Genomic DNA, 14705 nt, shown 5'->3' on the forward strand with positions numbered 1-14705 from the left:
GGAGGTGAAAAACTTGGAAGATTTTAAATTTGATCCTGTAAAAGTCAAAGTCTGGGGAGAATTTGCCTGTTTTACCAGACCAGATATGAAAGTTGAAAGAGTCAGTTATCAAGTAATGACTCCATCTGCAGCTCGAGGAATATTATCTTCAATTTTTTGGAAACCTGAATTTGACTGGGTGATTCAAAAAGTACATGTTTTAAACCCGATCAGGCATATTTCTATAAGAAGAAATGAGGTGAAAAGTAAAATATCACCGGGAAGTGTAAAGCAGTGGATGAAAAATGATGGTCATGACCGTTATTATGCAGATAAAGATAGAACCCAGAGGAACACTCTAGCTTTAAGGGATGTAAGTTATATAATTGAGGCAAATGTCAGTTTAAAAGAACATGCTCAAAATGAACATCCTGCCAAATATCGAGATCAGTTTAGAAGGAGAGTAAATAATGGAAGCTGTTATAAAAGACCTTTTTTAGGTAATAGAGAATTTGCAGCTTTTTTTGCTCCAGTAGATGGTTCTGAAACAGCTATTGATTATACTGATCAATTAGGAAGAATGTTATTTGATTTAAATTATAATATTGATGAAAAGAGAGCAAAACCTGTGTTTTTTAATGCAGAACTAAATAATGGTGTGTTAAATGTTCCTGTAGAAAAGTATAAAGAAGTCTGGAGGAATTAATAATGATATTAGAAAAATTGTGTGAGTTTGCAGAAACAGTTGAAGATTTTCCTCCTCTTCATTTTACAAAAAAATCTTTAGATTGGTTAATTGAAATTAATGAAGCTGGAGAATTATTAGGGTTTACTGATGTGAGTGATGAAGATGAAATATATTTATTCGCAGAAAATTTAGTTGGAAGATCTGGTTTAGCTATAAAACCATTATTATTTGGAGATAAAGCTAAATATATTTTTGGAAATACAAGAGGTGAAGAATTAAGTGATAGAGAAAAAGATTTAAAAAAGTCTTTTTCTGATTTAACTAATGATTGTTATGAATCTACAAACCTAAATAAAGTGAAAGTAGTTTTAAATTTTCTAGATGATTATGATGTATCTCAACTAGAAAACTATGAAGAGATTGATGATAATGATTGGATGGCATTTAGAGTAAATGGAGAAGATCTTTTTGATAATAAAGAAATAAGAAGTTACTGGCAGAAAAGGCAGAATGAAGTTGCTAAAGATCGAACAGATATGATTTCAGAATGTTTAGTCTGTGGAAATGAGAAAGCAATTGCAGATAGGCATACAGAAAAATTAAAATTAAGTAGAATTGGTGGTCACGGTAGGGGTAATCCTTTGATTTCAGCTAATGTAGAATCTTTTGAATCATACGGTTTAAAAGAATCAAGGATAGCTCCAGTGTGTTTCGATTGCGCTACTCAATATGGCAGAGCAGCAAATTATTTAATAGCAAAAGAAGATCATCGTTTAAAAATAGGCGATATATTATACATTTTTTGGACTAAAAACAATTTAGAATTTAATGGCTTCGAACTATTAGAAAACCCGGAAGAAAATGAACTTGGAGATTTTTTAAATTCATTTAAAAGTGGAAAAAAATCTTATATTGATGATGAAGAATTTTATTGTCTGGCTTTAAGTGCAAATAACAGTCGGACTGTAGTAAGAGATTGGATAAGTACAACTATTGAAAATGTTGAAGAGAATATTAATAATTATTTTAGAGAAATGAAGTTGGATGATAATAAATCAGACAGATATTATGGAATAAACAGTTTAGTAAGTCAGACAGCCTTTAAATTCGATGATATTAAACCAATAGTGGCTGAATCCTTAGCTGCATATGCAATTAAAGGAAGTTCATTGGCAGAGGCAGTTCTTTTTAATACAGTTAAACGAATAAAAGCAGATGTTGAGTTTCGCGTAACTAGACCAAGAGCTTCTTTGCTAAAAACGTATTTTAATTCTCATCCTGAAGGGGGAATAATGGTGAAAGATAAATTAAATAAAAAAGAAAATAGTCCCGCGTATTTATGTGGTCGTTTATTTAGTGTTATAGAAATCATCCAGAAAAAAGCATTACCTGGAATTAAATCTACAATTGTCGATCGATATTATGGAACTGCTTCATCAGCTCCAGCCTCAGTTTTTGGTAATCTGATTAGAAAAGCCCAGCACCATTTAGCAAAATTAAGGAAAGAAGAAAGTAATACAGGTATGTATTACTGGCTGCAGTCTGAATTGGAAGATATTATGGTAGAACTTAATGATTTTCCGGCAACATTGTCACTTAAAGAACAGGGGTTATTTGCACTTGGATATTATCAGCAGAAAGCATATCGTCCAGAAAAAGATAAAGAGGAGGAAATTTAAATGATTTATAATAATCCAGAAAAAAGACATGATTTTATTCTTATATTTGATGTAAAAGACGGAAATCCAAACGGTGATCCTGATGCAGGTAATCTACCGCGAGTAGATCCTGAAACAATGCAGGGTTTAGTTTCAGATGTAAGTTTAAAAAGAAAGGTAAGAAACTGGGTAGCATTAACTCAAGATGAGAATATTTATGTTGAAAATGAAGGTGTTTTATATAATCAACAGGAGATGGCTTATCAAGATCTTGACTTAAATGAAAAGGCTAATGATCGTGACTCAATTGATGATGCAAGAGATTGGATGTGTAAAAATTTCTATGATGTGAGAACATTTGGTGCGGTAATGAGTACCAGTAAATTTAATTGTGGTCAGGTTCAGGGTCCTTTTCAATTAACTTTTGCAAGATCTGTTGATCCAATTGTTCCGATGGATTTATCAATTACAAGAGTAGCAGTAACTAAACCTGAAGATGCTCGCAAACAAAGTTCTGATGATGAAGGTGAAAGTTCAAATAAAATAACTGAAATGGGAAGAAAAACTATGATTCCATATGGCTTATATGTAGCCCATGGTTTTTATAACCCATATTTTGCCGATAATACTGGTGTAAAAGAAGATGATTTAGAAATATTCTGGGAATCATTAGTTAAAATGTGGGATTTAGATCGTTCTGCAAGTAGAGGAATGATGGCCTGTAGAGGCTTATATGTCTTTACACATGAAGATAAAACTGGAAATGCTCCTGCAAATAAATTATTTGATTTAATAGATGTTTCTAAAAAAGATAATGTTGAAACTCCAAGAGCATTTAATGATTATCAAGTATCTATAGAAAATGATCTACCTGATAAAATTACACTTTCTAAAATACTGGATTAGTAAAAATGGATAATCAATATTTTGAATGGCAAAAAATATCTTCAATCCCCATATCAGCTTTACAGCATTATATATATTGCCCCAGGCAGTTTGCATTGATTCATATTGAAGAAATTTATGAGGAAAATGTATTTACAATTCAGGGCAATATAGTTCATAAAAGAGTTGATAATGAAAAAAATTATTATAATAAAGACAAAAAGGTGGAAAACAGTTTACCACTTTGGTCAGAAAAATATGGCTTATATGGGGTTGCAGATACTGTTGAGTTTGAAGAGAATAAAATAATTCCTGTAGAGTTTAAAAGCGGTAAGAAAAAAGATAAATTAGCAGATGATATACAATTAGCAGCTCAAGCCATCTGTCTTGAAGAAATGTTTTCCACAGGAATATCTTCTGGTTATATTTACTATGATAAGTCAAGAAAACGAAGAGAAGTTATTTTAGATGAAAAATTAAGAAAGACGTTGGTTGATACTATTTCGTCTGTTAGAGAATTATTAATAAAAAAAAATACACCAAAAGCAGTAAACGATCAAAGATGTAATAATTGTTCGTTAAAAGATTACTGTTTACCTGATTTATCAAATAGAGTAGAAAATTATCTTAAGGAGTTAAAATAATGGCTCATCATATAAAGAACACATTATATATTACTAATCCTGAATCTTATTTAAGAAAAAAACATGATGTAATAATAGTTGAAGTTGAAAAAAAAGAAAAAATAAGAATTCCAGGACACCATTTAGGAAGTATCATTTTATTTGGAAGGTCAAAAATAAGTCATTATGCTCTTGACTGGTGTATAAAAAATGGTGTTGCAGTAACTAGAGTTACAAGATCAGGACGTTATATTGGTAATTGGGCTGGACCTGTGAAAGGTAATGTTTTATTAAGGATTGAACAATTTGAAAAGTATAGAAATGAAAATGAAAAATGCAAATTAAGTCAGAGTTTTATTAAAGGAAAAATTTATAATCAGAGATCCATGCTATTGAGAAGTGCTAGAGATATTGGTGATAATAGAAAAGAAAATTTACTTCGCGAAAATGTAACAAAGTTAGATAGAATATTAAATATAATTGAAGATAGCGATAATGTTGATCAGGTGAGAGGTTTTGAAGGTATTGCAGCCAAGAATTACTTTTCTGTATTTGATGAAATGATTATAAATGAAAATGATATATTTAAATTTGAAAGAAGAAGTAAAAGACCCCCCCAAAATGTTGTTAATGCAATGCTTTCTTATCTTTATGTTATATTAAATCATGATTGTAGAACTGCTTTAGAGGCAGTTGGTTTGGATCCTCAAATCGGTTTTTTACATGAGATAAGACCTGGTAAACCTGCTTTAGCCTTAGATCTGATGGAAGAATTAAGGCCAATAATGGTAGAAAGATTAGTATTAACTATGATTAATAGAAAACAGGTTAATAAAGATGATTTTGATTTTAAGGTTGGTGGAGCAGTAGAAATGAAAGATGATTTTCGGAAAAAATTGATACAACAATATCAGGAGAAGAAACAAAATGAAATTAAACATCAACTTTTGGATAGAGTAATTCCTTATGGTTTAATTCCTTTTATACAGGCGAGACTATTGGCGAGAAAATTAAGAGGAGATGTTGAAGAATACCCACCATTTATTTATCAGTAAAGGTGTGATAAAATTGATGTATGTTCTGGCATACGATATTTCAACTGAAAATGCTAAAGGTAGAAAAAGGTTGAGAAAGGTTGCTGAAACCTGTGAAAATTATGGACAAAGAGTTCAAAAATCAGTATTTGAATTTCAATTAGATGACAAAAAATTTTTAATGATGAGAAATGAAGTATTGGAATTAATGAACAAGAAAAAAGATAATATAAGGATCTATAAAATAATTGCTCCAAAAGATAATTATGTAGAAGAACATGGGAACTTTAAGTCTGTAGATTATGATAATGACACATTGTTAATTTAATTTGCGAAGGGGGAGTGTTTGTTAAATTACTGCTTCTTTCGCAAATGGTCATAAATACTAATTTAAGAGCCACTTAGAGGAGATGAAGTAAAATGATTTTATTTTTTGTGGAGGTGATAATGGATATTCGCAAAATAAGCTTTATGAATTTTGATTTAACAGGGCTAATTTAGCCTGCTATTGCAGTCCCCTTTGTTGGGGACTGAGAATTGAAACTCAGTGCGTGAAGTTGGAGGTAAGGAAAAATATATTGCAGTCCCCTTTGTTGGGGACTGAGAATTGAAACATAAATTTAATGATAATCCTGATCTAATAAATGAAATTGCAGTCCCCTTTGTTGGGGACTGAGAATTGAAACTAAAAACAGTTTCATCATCAGTCAAATTTTCAAAATTGCAGTCCCCTTTGTTGGGGACTGAGAATTGAAACTCAATTTACTTTTAATCAACCAGATTATCTGATGGATTGCAGTCCCCTTTGTTGGGGACTGAGAATTGAAACATCAACTATACGCTGACAGACAGGGCACCAATAAATTGCAGTCCCCTTTGTTGGGGACTGAGAATTGAAACCCCTGAGGGGATGGCTAAGGTCGGTAACCTTTGGATTGCAGTCCCCTTTGTTGGGGACTGAGAATTGAAACTTTGATACCTTCCTGCACCAGATCAATAGCTTTGATTGCAGTCCCCTTTGTTGGGGACTGAGAATTGAAACTTATAAAAGGTGTTACCTGATACCTTTCTAATACATTGCAGTCCCCTTTGTTGGGGACTGAGAATTGAAACAGCAGTACCGGTCATTTTTGTTACAACAAATGAGATTGCAGTCCCCTTTGTTGGGGACTGAGAATTGAAACTCCACCACCGGAAACCGGCTGGACATTAACTGTCATTGCAGTCCCCTTTGTTGGGGACTGAGAATTGAAACTCTTTGATTTGATGTCATACCCTGATTATACAAATTGCAGTCCCCTTTGTTGGGGACTGAGAATTGAAACTAATGCGCTGCTGTCCCAACCGCTTGCTGATGAAATTGCAGTCCCCTTTGTTGGGGACTGAGAATTGAAACATATACAGTAACTCTTTTACTTAAGTATTTTGTAATTGCAGTCCCCTTTGTTGGGGACTGAGAATTGAAACTACTGATACAGTGAACCCAAAACTTGACTGATCAATATTGCAGTCCCCTTTGTTGGGGACTGAGAATTGAAACAATTGTCCCATCGTCTTTTTCATAGTCCCATAAAATTGCAGTCCCCTTTGTTGGGGACTGAGAATTGAAACTATCTGATCAACAAAGCTTGTTTGCGAAATTACTCATTGCAGTCCCCTTTGTTGGGGACTGAGAATTGAAACTTTCGATTCTTTTGACATTTCACCCTGCAGATTAATTGCAGTCCCCTTTGTTGGGGACTGAGAATTGAAACAAATCAAAGGAAAGACAATGACTGAATATATTAGATTGCAGTCCCCTTTGTTGGGGACTGAGAATTGAAACTTTATTAGTATCGTTGCATTCTGCAGAGTGTTTATATTGCAGTCCCCTTTGTTGGGGACTGAGAATTGAAACTAGTTGAGAGTAATGGTTACCCCACAATAATAAAATTGCAGTCCCCTTTGTTGGGGACTGAGAATTGAAACTAACTAACCAAGGCCTTATTGTATTAACAACAAAATTGCAGTCCCCTTTGTTGAGGACTGAGAATTGAAACTAAATCCTGCAGTATTTCTCTTTTCTTTTGAGTGATTGCAGTCCCCTTTGTTGGGGACTGAGAATTGAAACTGATAAATTATATGAAGTAGCCCAGGACATAAAACATTGCAGTCCCCTTTGTTGGGGACTGAGAATTGAAACAGCTGGGAAACTACAGCTACCTGGGATGCAGGCGATTGCAGTCCCCTTTGTTGGGGACTGAGAATTGAAACCCTGCTAACATAACTGTCAAATTATCTGGCACATATTGCAGTCCCCTTTGTTGGGGACTGAGAATTGAAACAGGTAGATGTGTTGATGCTTTGATTGAGATAGAAATTGCAGTCCCCTTTGTTGGGGACTGAGAATTGAAACTAATTTTTCATGGATTATAATGCCGGAAGAAACAAATTGCAGTCCCCTTTGTTGGGGACTGAGAATTGAAACCGCGTCCATAACCACGAACTCTTTTTGCTTTCGGATTGCAGTCCCCTTTGTTGGGGACTGAGAATTGAAACTGGACAACCTTATCTTTTGGATGCTGCCAACAATAATTGCAGTCCCCTTTGTTGGGGACTGAGAATTGAAACATCAAATAAAAGCTAATGAACTGGTAGTTATAGGATTGCAGTCCCCTTTGTTGGGGACTGAGAATTGAAACCGCGCCTTTATCTTTATGAAAAGGAACTTGTGATATTGCAGTCCCCTTTGTTGGGGACTGAGAATTGAAACCGGCAAGTGTGGTGGTTCAATGGTAGGTAATCGAAATTGCAGTCCCCTTTGTTGGGGACTGAGAATTGAAACAGAGCTAAAGAAATTTGATGATCATGAGAAAGCTATTGCAGTCCCCTTTGTTGGGGACTGAGAATTGAAACTATTAAAGAGTGGCCGAAAGGAGCTAATGAATGAATTGCAGTCCCCTTTGTTGGGGACTGAGAATTGAAACTATAACCTCCCTATTACAACATAATTACCGAGAGATTGCAGTCCCCTTTGTTGGGGACTGAGAATTGAAACAAAACGCCAAATATTTATACTACCATCAGAATTTGATTGCAGTCCCCTTTGTTGGGGACTGAGAATTGAAACTCCGCACACCTGGCAAATCAATATTTTGTAATCAGATTGCAGTCCCCTTTGTTGGGGACTGAGAATTGAAACTTCCATAATCTCAACTTTTTTATGATCAGTACGAAATTGCAGTCCCCTTTGTTGGGGACTGAGAATTGAAACCGGGAGTGCTTCTTTCACTTCCTTGGGATTATATATTGCAGTCCCCTTTGTTGGGGACTGAGAATTGAAACTCTTTGATTTAGGTTGTTCTGGCTGCTCTTTATCATTGCAGTCCCCTTTGTTGGGGACTGAGAATTGAAACTCTGCCGCCTTTGGTTTCTTTTAAAGTTCTATGTATTGCAGTCCCCTTTGTTGGGGACTGAGAATTCATTTTAATCCAACTTTAACTTTAAACAAATAAATAATTAATATTAGCCTGCTATCCTTTAACTAATATAAATAATATTAAGAGGAGCTGATAATAATGGCTTATATTAAATTATGTCCAGAATGCAGAAGTAGAAGCATTAGTGCCAGCAAAGAAGAATGGACCTGTCCTCACTGTGGTGAAGATCTTTCTGATGAACCAGTATTTCGTCAGATTAAAATCAAGAAAAATTGGTGGAATGAAACAAAAGCTAAAAATGATCAAAAAGTTCTCGCTTAAATAAGTTTGAATTTTGAAAAATTCTCCTTGTTTAAAATTAGAATTCATGATATTATAAAATCAAATTTATAATAATCAGAGGTGAAATATTTAAAAAGATGATCATTAATACTTTAACCATTCAGTAACTGAAAACTAAAGCAACAAACTGGTTAGAGTATTAGAGCAATATATTTCCATAATTTAACATATGATTATTTAGATAATTAATAATCTCTTCTTATTCTTTAATGCCTGACCAGTTTAGGCAAGGATATAAGGAGGGATTTTTTTGTTATTATTAGAAACTAAAAAATTGGAAAAGTGGTTTGGAGTTCGAAAGTTATTTTCAGATATAAATTTTAATATCTACTCAGGTGATAGAATCGCTTTAATTGGTCGTAATGGAACTGGTAAAACTACAATGATAAATATTATTTTAGGAAAAGACAGAGATTTTAGTGGGGAAGTTAATTCCAAAACCAATATTGGTTATCTTCCTCAGTATTATAGTTATACGGCAGAACAGACTGTAGAAGAATTTATGACAGAAGAAACATACAATTACGGAGAGTTTTTAAAATTGATGAAAAAGTTTGATTTTGAGGTTGATTTTTTGGACAGAAAAATTGCAAATTGCAGTGGAGGAGAACAAACAAAATTACAATTAATAAGGCTGCTCTCATCTCAAAAAGTTGAGCTCTTAATCTTAGATGAACCAACTAATCATTTAGATCTTGAAACAAGAGACTGGTTGGCCTCATTTATTAATGATTTTAATGGTGCTGTTCTTACAGTATCACATGATCGTCATTTTTTGGATAGAACGATAACAAAAGTCTGGGAATTAGAGCAAAACAAATTACAAACTTATAATGGAAATTATAGTGATTATAAAGAGCAAAAAGAAATAATGCTGCAGCGGCAATATAAAGAATACGAAGAATATCAGGCTGAAAAGAATCGTTTAAAAAATAGAAAAAGAAAACAGCAGCAGTTTGTGCAGAAAACAGATGGAAAAGGAAAAAGAACTGATTCGTTCTGGCATGTTACAAAAGGATCAGATAGACGTAAAGGTCGCTTTGCAAAAAGAGTAAAAAGTTTAGAATCTCAAATTGAAAAGCTTGATCAAAAAGATAAGCCATTTGAGAACCGCAAAATAAATCCTGATTTTGAGCGAAAAGAAATTGCTTCTCAGATAATTGTTGAAGCAAAAGCTATTAGAAAAATATTTGCTGATTTATGTTTATTTAAAAATATGAACTTTAAAATTGAAAAAGACAGCAAAATAGCTCTGATGGGTCCAAATGGCAGCGGCAAATCTGTACTTTTAAAAATTATTTTAGAAAAAATAAATATAGATTCAGGAAAGCTGCTAAAAAGCTCTCAGCTTAAAATAGGTTATTTTTCTCAAAAAATTGAAAATTTAAATCTGGATAATTCAATTCTGGAAGAATTAAGACTTAAAAATCCGGACAAAGATCAGGAAATAATAAGAACTTTTCTTGGCTCAATGCTTTTTGAAGGAAGAGATGTTTTCAAAAAAATAAAAGATCTCAGTATTGGAGAAAGAGTCAGAGCGGCCTTTGCTGTACTTTTACTTGGGAAATTCAATCTCCTTTTATTAGATGAGCCTTTAAACCATCTGGACATAGAATCAAGAGAAATTATCGAGAAGGCTTTAAAAAATTATAATGGAGCCTTTGTTGTTGTCAGTCACAACAGATATTTCATTGAAGAAATTGCTCAGGAGATCTGGCAGCTTAAGGAAGGAAACTTAGAAGTTTTTCCTGGTAGCTATAATCAGTACCAGAAATTAAAAAAAGGAGAATATAAAAGTGGTGAGGATCTGGACCAGGAAATTGTGAAGATGAAAAAAGCCGAGCTGTATGCAAAATTGGAAGAGGCAGCTGAGAGTGAAAAAGAAGAGATTATTAATGATCTTGAAGCTCTGACAGACAAATAATTACTTTTCTATAAATTTGTTGTCAGTTTAATTTTATTCTTTTAATTGATCTCTTATAATAAAAGTAGAATGTAATCGAAAAATTTTGGAGGGATAAACTATGAAAAATAAAAGAAAAGATTTAATAAAAGCAGTTTTTGTTGCAGATGCACTTTCATTTGGTGCCCACTGGGTTTACAGTACAGATCAATTAAAAGAAGAATACAGTGGGATCATTGACAAATACAGGGCTCCAATGGCTAAGTTTCACGAAGGAAAAGAAGCAGGTGATCTATCTCATTACGGAGAACAGGCTTTAGCTCTTTTAAAATCAATTTCTGATCATCAGGGATTGGATTTAAAGAGATTTAAAGATGACTGGATTGAATATCTAGAAAACAATGAAATGTACATGGACCATTCGATGAAAGATTCACTGGAAAAACTTAAAGGCTCTGATACTTTGATCGGAGCTGACAATGTTGAGCTGGGGGGGATTGCCCGCAGTCTGCCAGTATTTATCGAAGAAGGTATATCTAAAAAAGAATTTCTGGATCTGGTTCATCTAACTCATAATGGCAAGATTGTTGATCAGACAGCTGAATATATTTTTAATGTTATTCAGGATACTTTAGACGGTTTGGACTATAAAAAGACTCTAAAAAAACATAAAGATATAAATCAATTTGTCGAAGATAATTTCGAAAAAATTGGCAGCAAAGATCAAATTGCAGCCAATGCTGATCAGCGCGGCCAGAGCTGTTCGACTGAGAAAGGTCTGCCAATTGTGCTTGATGTTCTCTGGAATGCAGATAATTTATTAGAGGCTTTAACTTTAAATATTATGGCAGGAGGAGATACCTCAGCTCGAGCGATGGTAATTGCAGCTGTCATGGCAGCAGATGAAGGATTAGATTCTATTCCCCAAAAATTGCTTGATGGTTTTAATAAATCTCAGGCTGTTAAAGAATTATTATCTTAGGAGCTGATAAAGAATGGCAAAAATTGCTCTAATTCATACAACTCCAGTTACAGTTGAGTCACTGCAGAATTTAATCAAAGAAAAAGATCCTGCTCTGAAAATAATTAATATAGTTGATGATTCAATTCTGCCAGAATTGATTAATAACAAGGCTGATCTAAGCCTGGTAGAAGATAGGGTTAGATATTATATTAAAACAGCAGTTGAACAGGAAGCAGATCTGGTGCTGAGTGCCTGTTCCTCTATCGGAGAGATTTTCGAAAAAGAAAATCAAAATTATAGAATTCCAATTATGCGGATTGATTCTGCAATGGCAGAAAAAGCAGTAAACAATGCTGCTAAAATTGGAGTAGCAGCAACTCTGGAGACTACTTTAAAACCAAGCACAGAACTGATTAAAAAGAGAGCGGCCGGGCTGAATAAAAATATAGAGATTAAAACTGCTCTGGCAGATTCCGCTTATCAAAAATTGATGGCCGGAGATCAGGAAGCTCACGACAAACTTCTGGCAGAAAAACTAAAAGAATTGGCAGCAGAAGTTGAGATAGTGGTCCTTGCTCAGGCCTCAATGGCCAGAGCAGTCTCAGTTCTACCAGCAGAAATACAGGATAAATTTTTGACAAGTCCTGAACCTGGAATCCAAAAGGCTCTGGATACTATTGCAGAGTAAATAATATATTTCTTAACTAAGGAAGAACAGTTTAAAAGCTGTTCTTTTTTCTTTAAAACAAGGAAAAAATCAATAGACATAGAATATATATAATAGAAAGAATTATCTATAAATAATAGATTTACTGTCAAAATTTGTTATAGTAAAAATATATATAATTTTCAGGGAGGCGATATTTTGAAAGCATTTAAAGCATACGATATTCGAGGTGTCTATAATCAGGATTTTAATAAGGAAGATGTATATAAAATAGGATATTTTCTACCGGAACTGCTGGCCGCAGATAAGGTGCTGGTTGGTTATGATGATCGGGAGTCAACTCCAGAGGTTTTTGAAGCTTTAGCAGCCGGGATTACTGACCGGGGAGCAGATGTATATAAAATTGGATATGCAACAACTCCGATGGTGTATTATGGCACAGCAAAACATGGTTATAAGGCTTCGGTAATGATAACAGCTTCTCATAATCCACCGGAATATAATGGATTAAAGATTTCACGCGAAAAGGCCCTGCCGGTTGGTTATGATTCTGGACTTAAGGAATTAGAAGAAATGATTGAAAACAGGGAAATAGAGCCTGTAGGTAAAAATAAAAAAGGTGATATTTTAAAGCATGATTTAAGAGAAGAATATATTGAATTTCAGAAATCATACTTACCGAATCTATCAGATTTAGATCTTTCTATTGATGTTTCTAATGGTATGGTAGCAATTTTAACTGATGCCATTTTTGGTAATCAGCCTCATTATCTCTATAATGAACTCGATGGGACTTTTCCTAATCATGAAGCAAATCCTCTGGAGGCAGAAAATAGAGAGGATTTAAAAGAATTATTACTGGAAAAAGGATCTGATCTTGGACTTATCTTTGATGGTGATGGTGATCGGGTAATGTTCCTGGATGAGAAAGGAAACTTTATTTCACCTGATTTAATTGTGGCTCTACTGGCCGAATATTATATTAATCAGGGTAAAGGTAAAAATATTTTATATGATATTCGTACTTCCTGGTCTGTTAAAGAGCATATAGAAGAACTTGGTGGTAAAACCCATATGTGGAAAGTAGGTCATGCCTATGCTAAACTCAAACTTAGAGAAATAGATGGTATTTGTGGAGGAGAACTTGCCGGCCATTATTATTATAAAGACTTTTTCTACTGTGATTCAGGTATGCTGACTGCTCTGGTTGTTTTAAATGTAGTTGCCAGACTTAAAAATGAAGGAAAAACCATCTCTGAATATATTTCTGAACTTGACAGATATGCGACTTCGGGTGAGGTTAATTTTAAGATTGAAAATAAAATTGAGGTTATGGAAAGACTAAAAGATTATTTCTTTGCCCAGAGAAAACCAGAAGATTTTTATGATTTTGATGGCTATCGTTTAGAATATAAAGACTGGTGGTTCAATGTTAGACCCTCGAATACTGAACCTTATTTAAGACTGGTTGTGGAAGCAGAGAATCAGGACCTACTGGACGAGAAATTAGAAGAAATAAGAAAAGTAATGGATGTTGAATAATTGCACCTTGATAATTAGTTTTTTAAATAGAGACTTCTTATAGAAAGGAGCGGATTTTATGAATATTCCTGTTAAAAAGTGGTATGAGGCTGTGCAGACCCGTTATTCTCAGCAAAAGTATATGTCAAAAGAGATAAAAGAGTTCACTCGAAAATCTTTAGAAAAAAAGCTTGGAGAATTAAATGATGTTTATCCAGAGGTTAGAATAGAAGTCTTCAATAAATCAATTAAAGAAATTTTACCTGCTTTAAAGGGGAAATACGGGAATTTTACTGAATCACCTGCATTTATGGCTTTTATCATCAAGGATAAGGGAGAACACCGCTGGACAAAAATGGGTTATATTGGAGAGGCAGCTATTTTAGAAGCTACAGCTTTAGGACTCGGAACCTGCTGGGTTGGAGCTCGTTATATAGAAGATCGTTCAGATCTTAATCTTAATTTAATGAGTGGAGAACATCTGGTTGCTGTCAGTCCTCTAGGATATTCATCAGAAAATTATAGTCTGACCCGACATTTTGTATCTAAACTTTTTCCACACCGTGATCGCAAAGATGTCAAAGAGCTCTGTCCTGATGGCTATAATTCTGACTGGCCGGGCTGGGTAAAAAATGCGATAAAAATGGGAAGTTTTGCTCCTTCCAGATTAAACAGACAGCCCTGGCGTTTTTACTATGGAGAAGGGAAGCTGGTTGTGGATTCAGTAGGAGAACCCTCAGCCTATAAAAGGTTGGAATGTGGAATTGCTCTACTGCATGTAGAAATTGGGGCACTGGATGGAGGCACTACCGGTGAGGTAGAATTTGGTGGTCTGGGACTTGGAACATTTATTAGTGAAGAATAATTTGAAGAGATGATTATTTTAAATAATATTTTTTTAAGCCGCAGGTGGGATTCCATCTGCGGTTTTTTAGGTTTGCCTGGCATGGATATTTGCTAATCAGTGAAAGTCTGATGTGGGGGTTAATAGTGCCAACCACTAGCTGAAGACAAGGGTGTCC

At 34.3% G+C, this 14705-nt stretch carries 12 protein-coding genes and 1 CRISPR repeat array; all 12 genes read left to right on the top strand.

Features of this window, described 5'->3' with window-relative positions; genetic code table 11:
• The first annotated feature begins 4 nt into the window (after positions 1 to 4).
• Complete coding sequence (cas5c, locus tag DFR79_RS14335; RefSeq protein ID WP_243727811.1) at positions 5 to 685, top strand: type I-C CRISPR-associated protein Cas5c; 681 nt, start codon at positions 5 to 7, stop codon at positions 683 to 685.
• Positions 686 to 687: 2 nt separating this feature from the next.
• Positions 688 to 2346: a type I-C CRISPR-associated protein Cas8c/Csd1 gene (cas8c, locus tag DFR79_RS14340; protein WP_133516153.1), complete on the top strand. Its 1659-nt coding sequence runs from the start codon at positions 688 to 690 to the stop codon at positions 2344 to 2346.
• Positions 2347 to 3231 carry a type I-C CRISPR-associated protein Cas7/Csd2 gene (gene cas7c / locus DFR79_RS14345; protein WP_133516154.1) on the top strand — a complete coding sequence of 295 codons (885 nt, stop codon included), beginning with the start codon at positions 2347 to 2349 and terminating at the stop codon, positions 3229 to 3231.
• A 5-nt stretch (positions 3232 to 3236) separates the two neighbouring features.
• Positions 3237 to 3854 carry a CRISPR-associated protein Cas4 gene (gene cas4, locus DFR79_RS14350; protein WP_133516155.1) on the top strand — a complete coding sequence of 206 codons (618 nt, stop codon included), beginning with the start codon at positions 3237 to 3239 and terminating at the stop codon, positions 3852 to 3854.
• Positions 3854 to 4888 carry a type I-C CRISPR-associated endonuclease Cas1c gene (cas1c, locus tag DFR79_RS14355; protein ID WP_133516156.1) on the top strand — a complete coding sequence of 345 codons (1035 nt, stop codon included), beginning with the start codon at positions 3854 to 3856 and terminating at the stop codon, positions 4886 to 4888. Before cas4 ends, cas1c begins: the two co-directional genes overlap by 1 nt.
• A 16-nt stretch (positions 4889 to 4904) precedes the next feature.
• Entirely contained in the window at positions 4905 to 5195 is a 291-nt protein-coding gene (cas2, locus tag DFR79_RS14360) for a CRISPR-associated endonuclease Cas2 (protein ID WP_005487710.1), read from the top strand.
• Positions 5196 to 5374: 179 nt separating this feature from the next.
• Positions 5375 to 8333: direct repeats of the CRISPR family, unit length 37 nt; unit sequence ATTGCAGTCCCCTTTGTTGGGGACTGAGAATTGAAAC.
• A 91-nt stretch (positions 8334 to 8424) separates the two neighbouring features.
• Positions 8425 to 8607, top strand: coding sequence for a hypothetical protein (locus DFR79_RS14365; RefSeq protein WP_133516158.1), 183 nt, complete (start codon positions 8425 to 8427; stop codon positions 8605 to 8607).
• 271 nt (positions 8608 to 8878) lie between these two features.
• The gene (gene abc-f / locus DFR79_RS14370; RefSeq protein ID WP_166638070.1) at positions 8879 to 10552 is read left to right on the top strand and encodes a ribosomal protection-like ABC-F family protein; all 1674 of its coding nucleotides are present in this window, start codon (positions 8879 to 8881) and stop codon (positions 10550 to 10552) included.
• Positions 10553 to 10652: 100 nt separating this feature from the next.
• The gene (locus DFR79_RS14375; RefSeq protein ID WP_133516160.1) at positions 10653 to 11513 is read left to right on the top strand and encodes an ADP-ribosylglycohydrolase family protein; all 861 of its coding nucleotides are present in this window, start codon (positions 10653 to 10655) and stop codon (positions 11511 to 11513) included.
• Positions 11514 to 11526: 13 nt separating this feature from the next.
• Positions 11527 to 12183 carry an aspartate/glutamate racemase family protein gene (locus tag DFR79_RS14380; protein ID WP_133516161.1) on the top strand — a complete coding sequence of 219 codons (657 nt, stop codon included), beginning with the start codon at positions 11527 to 11529 and terminating at the stop codon, positions 12181 to 12183.
• A gap of 177 nt (positions 12184 to 12360) precedes the next feature.
• Positions 12361 to 13704: a phosphomannomutase/phosphoglucomutase gene (locus DFR79_RS14385; protein ID WP_133516162.1), complete on the top strand. Its 1344-nt coding sequence runs from the start codon at positions 12361 to 12363 to the stop codon at positions 13702 to 13704.
• Positions 13705 to 13762: 58 nt separating this feature from the next.
• The gene (locus DFR79_RS14390) at positions 13763 to 14548 is read left to right on the top strand and encodes a nitroreductase family protein (RefSeq protein ID WP_133516163.1); all 786 of its coding nucleotides are present in this window, start codon (positions 13763 to 13765) and stop codon (positions 14546 to 14548) included.
• The last annotated feature ends 157 nt before the right edge of the window (positions 14549 to 14705 follow it).

This window comes from Halanaerobium saccharolyticum (assembly GCF_004362045.1).
Lineage (GTDB): Bacteria > Bacillota > Halanaerobiia > Halanaerobiales > Halanaerobiaceae > Halanaerobium > Halanaerobium saccharolyticum_C.

Bases quoted from the DNA above. Each gene is read 5' to 3' on its own strand.
- cas7c (WP_133516154.1), top strand. From the start codon at position 2,347: ATGATTTATAATAATCCAGAAAAAAGACATGATTTTATTCTTATATTT.
- cas2 (WP_005487710.1), top strand. From the start codon at position 4,905: ATGTATGTTCTGGCATACGATATTTCAACTGAAAATGCTAAAGGTAGA.
- cas4 (WP_133516155.1), top strand. From the start codon at position 3,237: ATGGATAATCAATATTTTGAATGGCAAAAAATATCTTCAATCCCCATA.
- cas1c (WP_133516156.1), top strand. From the start codon at position 3,854: ATGGCTCATCATATAAAGAACACATTATATATTACTAATCCTGAATCT.
- DFR79_RS14390 (WP_133516163.1), top strand. From the start codon at position 13,763: ATGAATATTCCTGTTAAAAAGTGGTATGAGGCTGTGCAGACCCGTTAT.
- DFR79_RS14365 (WP_133516158.1), top strand. From the start codon at position 8,425: ATGGCTTATATTAAATTATGTCCAGAATGCAGAAGTAGAAGCATTAGT.
- DFR79_RS14380 (WP_133516161.1), top strand. From the start codon at position 11,527: ATGGCAAAAATTGCTCTAATTCATACAACTCCAGTTACAGTTGAGTCA.
- DFR79_RS14375 (WP_133516160.1), top strand. From the start codon at position 10,653: ATGAAAAATAAAAGAAAAGATTTAATAAAAGCAGTTTTTGTTGCAGAT.
- cas8c (WP_133516153.1), top strand. From the start codon at position 688: ATGATATTAGAAAAATTGTGTGAGTTTGCAGAAACAGTTGAAGATTTT.